General features: G+C 66.2%; 8 protein-coding genes. 3 read left to right on the forward strand and 5 right to left on the reverse strand.

Annotated elements, in window-relative coordinates; genetic code table 11:
• Positions 1-939 (reverse strand): glycine--tRNA ligase (locus tag VN856_RS19630; protein ID WP_325692036.1); only part of this gene is annotated, 939 nt, incomplete at its 3' end.
• 87 nt (positions 940-1026) lie between these two features.
• Between VN856_RS19630 and VN856_RS19635 the strand changes: the two genes are divergently transcribed.
• Entirely contained in the window at positions 1027-1404 is a 378-nt protein-coding gene (locus VN856_RS19635; RefSeq protein WP_325692027.1) for a metalloregulator ArsR/SmtB family transcription factor, read from the forward strand.
• Positions 1401-1811, forward strand: coding sequence for a Fur family transcriptional regulator (locus VN856_RS19640; protein WP_325692028.1), 411 nt, complete (start codon positions 1401-1403; stop codon positions 1809-1811). The genes VN856_RS19635 and VN856_RS19640 overlap by 4 nt, the downstream gene beginning before the upstream one ends.
• A 7-nt stretch (positions 1812-1818) precedes the next feature.
• On the opposite strand, the gene VN856_RS19645 is transcribed toward VN856_RS19640, so the two are convergent.
• From VN856_RS19645 to recO, 3 genes are all read right to left on the reverse strand, one after another.
• A complete protein-coding gene (locus tag VN856_RS19645; RefSeq protein ID WP_325692030.1) occupies positions 1819-2235 on the reverse strand; it encodes a hypothetical protein in 417 nt (138 codons plus the stop codon).
• A gap of 70 nt (positions 2236-2305) precedes the next feature.
• The gene (locus VN856_RS19650) at positions 2306-3220 is read right to left on the reverse strand and encodes a decaprenyl diphosphate synthase (protein ID WP_325692032.1); all 915 of its coding nucleotides are present in this window, start codon (positions 3218-3220) and stop codon (positions 2306-2308) included.
• The gene (gene recO, locus VN856_RS19655; RefSeq protein WP_325692034.1) at positions 3180-4019 is read right to left on the reverse strand and encodes a DNA repair protein RecO; all 840 of its coding nucleotides are present in this window, start codon (positions 4017-4019) and stop codon (positions 3180-3182) included. Before recO ends, VN856_RS19650 begins: the two co-directional genes overlap by 41 nt.
• A gap of 63 nt (positions 4020-4082) precedes the next feature.
• Between recO and VN856_RS19660 the strand changes: the two genes are divergently transcribed.
• The gene (locus tag VN856_RS19660) at positions 4083-5522 is read left to right on the forward strand and encodes an amidase (protein WP_414687005.1); all 1440 of its coding nucleotides are present in this window, start codon (positions 4083-4085) and stop codon (positions 5520-5522) included.
• 15 nt (positions 5523-5537) lie between these two features.
• On the opposite strand, the gene VN856_RS19665 is transcribed toward VN856_RS19660, so the two are convergent.
• On the reverse strand, positions 5538-5714 hold a 177-nt coding region (locus VN856_RS19665), incomplete at its 5' end, for a KH domain-containing protein (protein WP_325692040.1).

A 5714-nucleotide genomic window follows, 5' to 3' on the forward strand; every position in this document is an offset into this window, starting at 1 on the left:
GTAGAACGACAAGTCGACACCGGAATGCTTTGAGTGCGTGGACAAGTCGAAGTCAGTGCGGTTGGCGACTCCCTCGAGCTCACCCCACGGGTTACCCGAGAAGCCGAACTTGTACTCGATATCGACGGTGCGGTCGGAGTAGTGCGACAGCTTCTCTTTGGGGTGTTCATACAACCGCAGGTTCTCCGGATCGATGCCGAGGTCGGTGTACCAGGCCAGCCTGGTATCGATCCAATACTGGTGCCACTCGGTGGCGGTCGCGGGCTCGACGAAGAACTCCATCTCCATCTGCTCGAACTCGCGGGTGCGGAAGATGAAGTTGCCCGGCGTGATCTCGTTGCGGAAGCTCTTGCCGATCTGGCCAATGCCGAACGGCGGCTTGCAGCGCGAGGTCGTGACCACGTTGGCGAAGTTGACGAAGATGCCCTGCGCGGTCTCGGGCCGCAGATAGTGCAGCCCCTCTTCGGTCTCGATCGGGCCGAGATACGTCTTGAGCATCATGTTGAATTCGCGCGGTTCGGTCCACTGACCTTTGGTGCCGCAGTCGGGGCAGACGATCTCGCTCATCGGCACGTCGTCCGGTTCCCCGCCCTTCTTCAGTGCGTAGGCCTCCTGCATGTGGTCCTGCCGGTGGCGCTTGTGGCAGTTCAGGCATTCCACCAGTGGGTCGTGGAAGACCTCGACGTGTCCCGAGGCGACCCACACCTCGCGCGGCAGAATGATCGACGAGTCCAGGCCCACGACGTCGTCGCGGCCGGTCACCACCGAGCGCCACCACTGCCGCTTGATGTTCTCCTTGAGTTCCACGCCCAACGGCCCGTAGTCCCATGCCGATTTGGTCCCGCCGTAGATCTCGCCGGCGGGATAGACCAGGCCACGCCGTTTGGCGAGGTTGACGACGGTGTCGATGACGGACGCCACGAGGTGATGTCTCCTGATGTTGGGAAAGGCGGACGATCCGTCATCCTAGCGATCCGCTGCGGGCTCTTTGACATGCGTGATCATGCATGTGACAGTGGAGGCAGTATGTCCCTCTCATCCTCGACCGCAGCCGATGGCGACGAGCTGGTCGTCGAGCACCAGCACAGCGACTCCGCCGAGCTGCCGACGCCACCGCCGCGCGAGATTCTCGACGCTGCCGGCGAGCTGCTGCGTGCGCTGGCCGCGCCGGTGCGGATCGCAATCGTGCTGCAGCTGCACGTGTCCCAGCGGTGTGTGCACGAGCTGGTCGATGCGCTCGGCGTGCCGCAGCCTCTGGTCAGCCAACACCTGAAGATTCTCAAAGCCGCGGGCGTGGTCGCCGGCGAGCGGTCAGGACGCGAGGTGCTGTACCGGCTGGCCGATCATCACCTGGCCCATATCGTGGTCGACGCCGTCGCGCATGCGGGCGAGGAAAAGCTATGAGTGCTGCAGCCGGCGAAACCAAGGCTGGTGTGCGGTCCACTCGGCAGCGGGCGGCGATCGCGAGCCTGCTGGACACCCTGGACGATTTCCGTTCGGCTCAAGAGCTGCACGACGAGCTGCGTCGGCGCGGCGAGAACATCGGGCTGACCACCGTCTACCGCACGCTGCAGTCGATGGCCAGTGCGGGCATGCTCGACACGCTGCGCAACGACACCGGTGAATCGGTCTACCGGCGCTGCTCCGAACACCATCACCACCACCTGGTGTGCCGCAGTTGCGGGTCGACGGTGGAGGTGGGCGATCGTGAGGTCGAGGCGTGGGCGGCCGAGGTTGCGACCAAGCACGGGTTCTCCGACGTCAGCCACACCATCGAGATCTACGGCACCTGCTCGGACTGCCGCCGCTGACGCGGCGCTATGCCGTTACCGCGCGCCGGATTTCGGCACCCTTGTCGAGCACCATCAACGCCAGCGTGCGCAGCGCATCGTCGTTGAGGCCATTGCCCGGAAAGTTGTAGCGCAAGACGACGTCTGCGGCCTTGCCGGAATTACGTTTGGCCGGCCCGTCGGCGGCCTTCTCCACCAACGTCACCGATCCCAGCAGGGTGGAGTTCGACTGCGCGGCCACACTGTCGCGAATCTTCTTGGTCAGCACGAGATCCCACGCCACCATCTGCGTCAGCGACACCAGATCCAGGTCCTCGTTGATCGTCACCACCCGCAGCGACGCGATCGTGCCGGCATGGTGGACGGTCAGCGCTCCGTCAGATTCCTCCTCGACCGGCAGCACTTCGGAAAGCACCGTCAGCAACCGCTCCTGCAACGAGGGCATCAGTGTGGTCCCATTCCGCGCCGGGGAGACGGAGTGCGATGTGCCTGGCCCTGCTCACCCCGGTTACCCATCACGCCGTCCCGAAACGTCGATGCCGCAACGCGTACTCTTCGCAGGCCGCCCAGAGGTCGCGGCGGTCGTAGTCGGGCCAGAGGGTGTCCTGAAAGATGTACTCCGCATAGGCCGCCTGCCACAGCATGAAGTTACTGGTCCGCTGTTCACCAGAAGTCCGTAACAGCAGATCCACGTCGGGAATGTCCGGGCGATGCAAGTGCCGGGCGACGGTCGCCTCGGTGACCCGTTCGGGGTTCAGCTTGCCCGCCGCGGCCTCGCGCGCGATATCCCTTGCAGCTTCGGCGATTTCGGTGCGGCCCCCGTAGTTGACGCAGTAATTCACCGTGATCACGTCGTTGTGCAGGGTCAACTGCTCTGCGATCGCCAACTCGTTGATGACGCTGCGCCACAGGCGTGGACGCGAGCCCACCCAACGGATCTTGACGCCCATCTCGTTGAGGTTCACCCGGCGACGGCGCACCACGTCGCGGTTGAATCCCATCAGGAACCGGACTTCGTCGGCGGAGCGCTTCCAGTTCTCGGTGGAGAACGCGTAGAGGCTAAGCCACTTGATGCCTATCTCGATTGCACCGCAGACGATGTCGATGACGACCGCCTCGCCCATCTTGTGGCCCTCAACTCGCGGCAGCCCGCGCTGGGTGGCCCAACGGCCATTCCCATCCATCACGATCGCGACGTGATTGGGCAACTGCTCGGCCGGGATTCGCGGCGCGGCCGCTTTGGAGATGTGCTGTGGCGGCCGGCGGGGCCCGCCGTCGGGTGAGCGCGGCAACGCGGGGAAGACCACCGGCCACGTGGAAGTGTCAGGAAAGACCGGATAGTCGTCGGGCGCCGGGGCAAGCTGCGGGAAGTCGGACTTCCGCTTGCGCTCAGCCCTCCGCTCTGAGCGGCTCACCCGGCTCGTCTCCATGGGCCACATCCTGCCTGACCAGAGCTATCCGGCGGTCGAGGAGGCTCTGATCGATCACATCGACCCGCCGGATCCGCTCGACCAACGGCAGTGTTCGCAGTTGCCGCTCCAGATGCCATTGCAGGTGAGCGGCCACCAATCCGCTGACCTGACTGTGGGCAGATTGCGGCGCACCCTCCGCGGCTTCCCAATCGCCGTCGCGCAGCGCTGCCATCAGATCCAGCACGCCCAGGGGCGGTGTCGTCGCACCGGCCGGGCGGCAGTAGTTGCACACGCTGCCACCCGCGGCGACGTGAAACGCCCGGTGCGGGCCCGGTGTCGCGCAGCGCGCGCATTCGGTCAGCGCCGGAGCCCACCCGGCGATGCTCATCGCGCGGAGCAGGTACGCATCGAGCACCAGCTCGCGAGGTCGGCTGCCGTCGGCCACCGCCCGCAGCGCACCAACCGTGAGCCGATGTAGCTCCGGGGCGGGTGCCCGCTCCTCGCCGGCCAGGCGTTCGGCGGTTTCCAACATCGCGCACGCGCTGGTGTAGCGGCCGTAGTCGCTGACGATGTCGGTGGCGAACGCGTCAAGCGAGACGACCTGCGTGACGATGTCCAGGTTGCGGCCCGGGTGCAGTTGTACGTCGATATGCGCGAATGGTTCGAGTCGCGCCCCGAATTTGCTGCGAGTGCGGCGCACACCTTTGGCCACCGCGCGAACCAACCCGTGGTCGCGGGTGAGCAGGGTGACGATCCGGTCGGCTTCGCCGAGCTTGTGCTGGCGCAACACCACCGCTCGATCCCGGTACAACCGCATAGATATCAGTTTGTCACCACGTTGCGACGGCACCCGGTGCACGCGCCGATAATGTCGATACCGATGAGTAACTCCCCCGATCGCCGCTTCCCGACGTTGACCGACCAGCTCTACCAGCTGGCCAGCGGTGAGGTGACCTCTGCCGAGTTGGTACGTCACTCGCTGCACGCCATCGGCCTCAGCCAATCGACGCTGAACGCCTTCCGGGTGGTGCTCACCGAGACGGCGCTGACCGACGCCGCCCAGGCCGATCGCCGCCGCGCCGCCGGCGACCAGTCACCGCTGCTGGGCGTACCGATCGCGGTCAAAGACGACGTCGACGTCGCCGGGCAACCAACCGCCTTCGGCACCTCCGGGTATGTGCAGCCGGCCACCCAGGACGCCGAGGTGGTTCGACGCCTCAAGGCCGCCGGTGCCGTGATCGTCGGCAAGACCAACGCCTGCGAACTGGGCCAGTGGCCGTTCACCAGCGGACCCGGCTTCGGCCATACCCGCAACCCGTGGTCACGCAGGCACACCCCGGGCGGATCCTCCGGGGGCAGCGCGGCCGCGGTGGCCGCCGGACTGGTCACCGCCGCGATCGGCTCCGACGGCGCGGGCAGCGTTCGTATCCCGGCGGCCTGGACCCACCTCGTCGGCATCAAACCGCAGCGTGGCCGCATCTCGACGTGGCCGCTGCGCGAGGCATTCAACGGGATCACGGTCAACGGCGTGCTGGCCCGCACGGTCGCCGATGCGGCGCTCGTGCTGGATGCGGCGTCCGGCAACGTCGACGGCGACCTGCACAAGCCGCGACCGGTCAAGGTGTCCGACCATGTCGGCATCGCACCAGGTCCCCTGCGCATCGCGTTGTCAACCGGGTTCCCGTTCACCGCTTTTAAAGCCCGCCTGCACCCGGAGATCAGGGCGGCGCTGCAATCGACGGGCGACCAGCTTCGACTGCTCGGCCACAGCGTCGTCTCGGGTAATCCCGACTACGGACTGCGGCTGTCATGGAACTTCTTGTCGCGGTCCACATCCGGGCTGCTGGACTGGGCCGAGCGGTTGGGCGACGGCGTGGAGTGGGATCACCGGACGCTCTCCAACATGCGGATCGGCCGGGTGCTTTCACAACACATATTGCGCGCCGCCCGTGCGCACGAGGCCGCCGATCAGCGTCGGGTGGGCTCGATCTTCCGCATCGTGGATGTCGTGCTGGCGCCGACCACCGCGCTGCCTCCCCTGCCGGTGCATGCCTTCGACCGGCTCAGCGGCCTGGGTACCGATCGCGCGATGATCGCCGCCTGCCCGGTGACCTGGCCCTGGAATGTGTTGGGCTGGCCGTCGATCAATGTCCCGGCGGGTTTCACTTCCGACGGCTTGCCGATCGGCGTGCAACTGATGGGCCCGGCCAACAGCGAACCACTGCTGGTGTCGCTGGCGGCCGAGTTGGAAGCGCTGGGCGGCTGGGCGGCAAAACAGCCGGACGTCTGGTGGAACACCGAGACCGAAGCGCTGCGATAACCCGCGTTCTCTACCTCAAAAGCCAAGTCTGCCAAGCTGTTTAGGATCGCGCTGCCAGTTCTTGGCAACCTTGACGCGCAGGTCGAGATAAACCTTGGTGCCCAACAGCTTCTCGATCTGCGTGCGCGCGGCGGTACCCACCTCACGCAGCCGCGCCCCGCCCTTGCCGATCACGATGCCCTTCTGGCTGTC

Origin of the sequence: Mycobacterium sp. (genome assembly GCF_035603715.1) — a bacterium.
Classification (GTDB): domain Bacteria; phylum Actinomycetota; class Actinomycetes; order Mycobacteriales; family Mycobacteriaceae; genus Mycobacterium.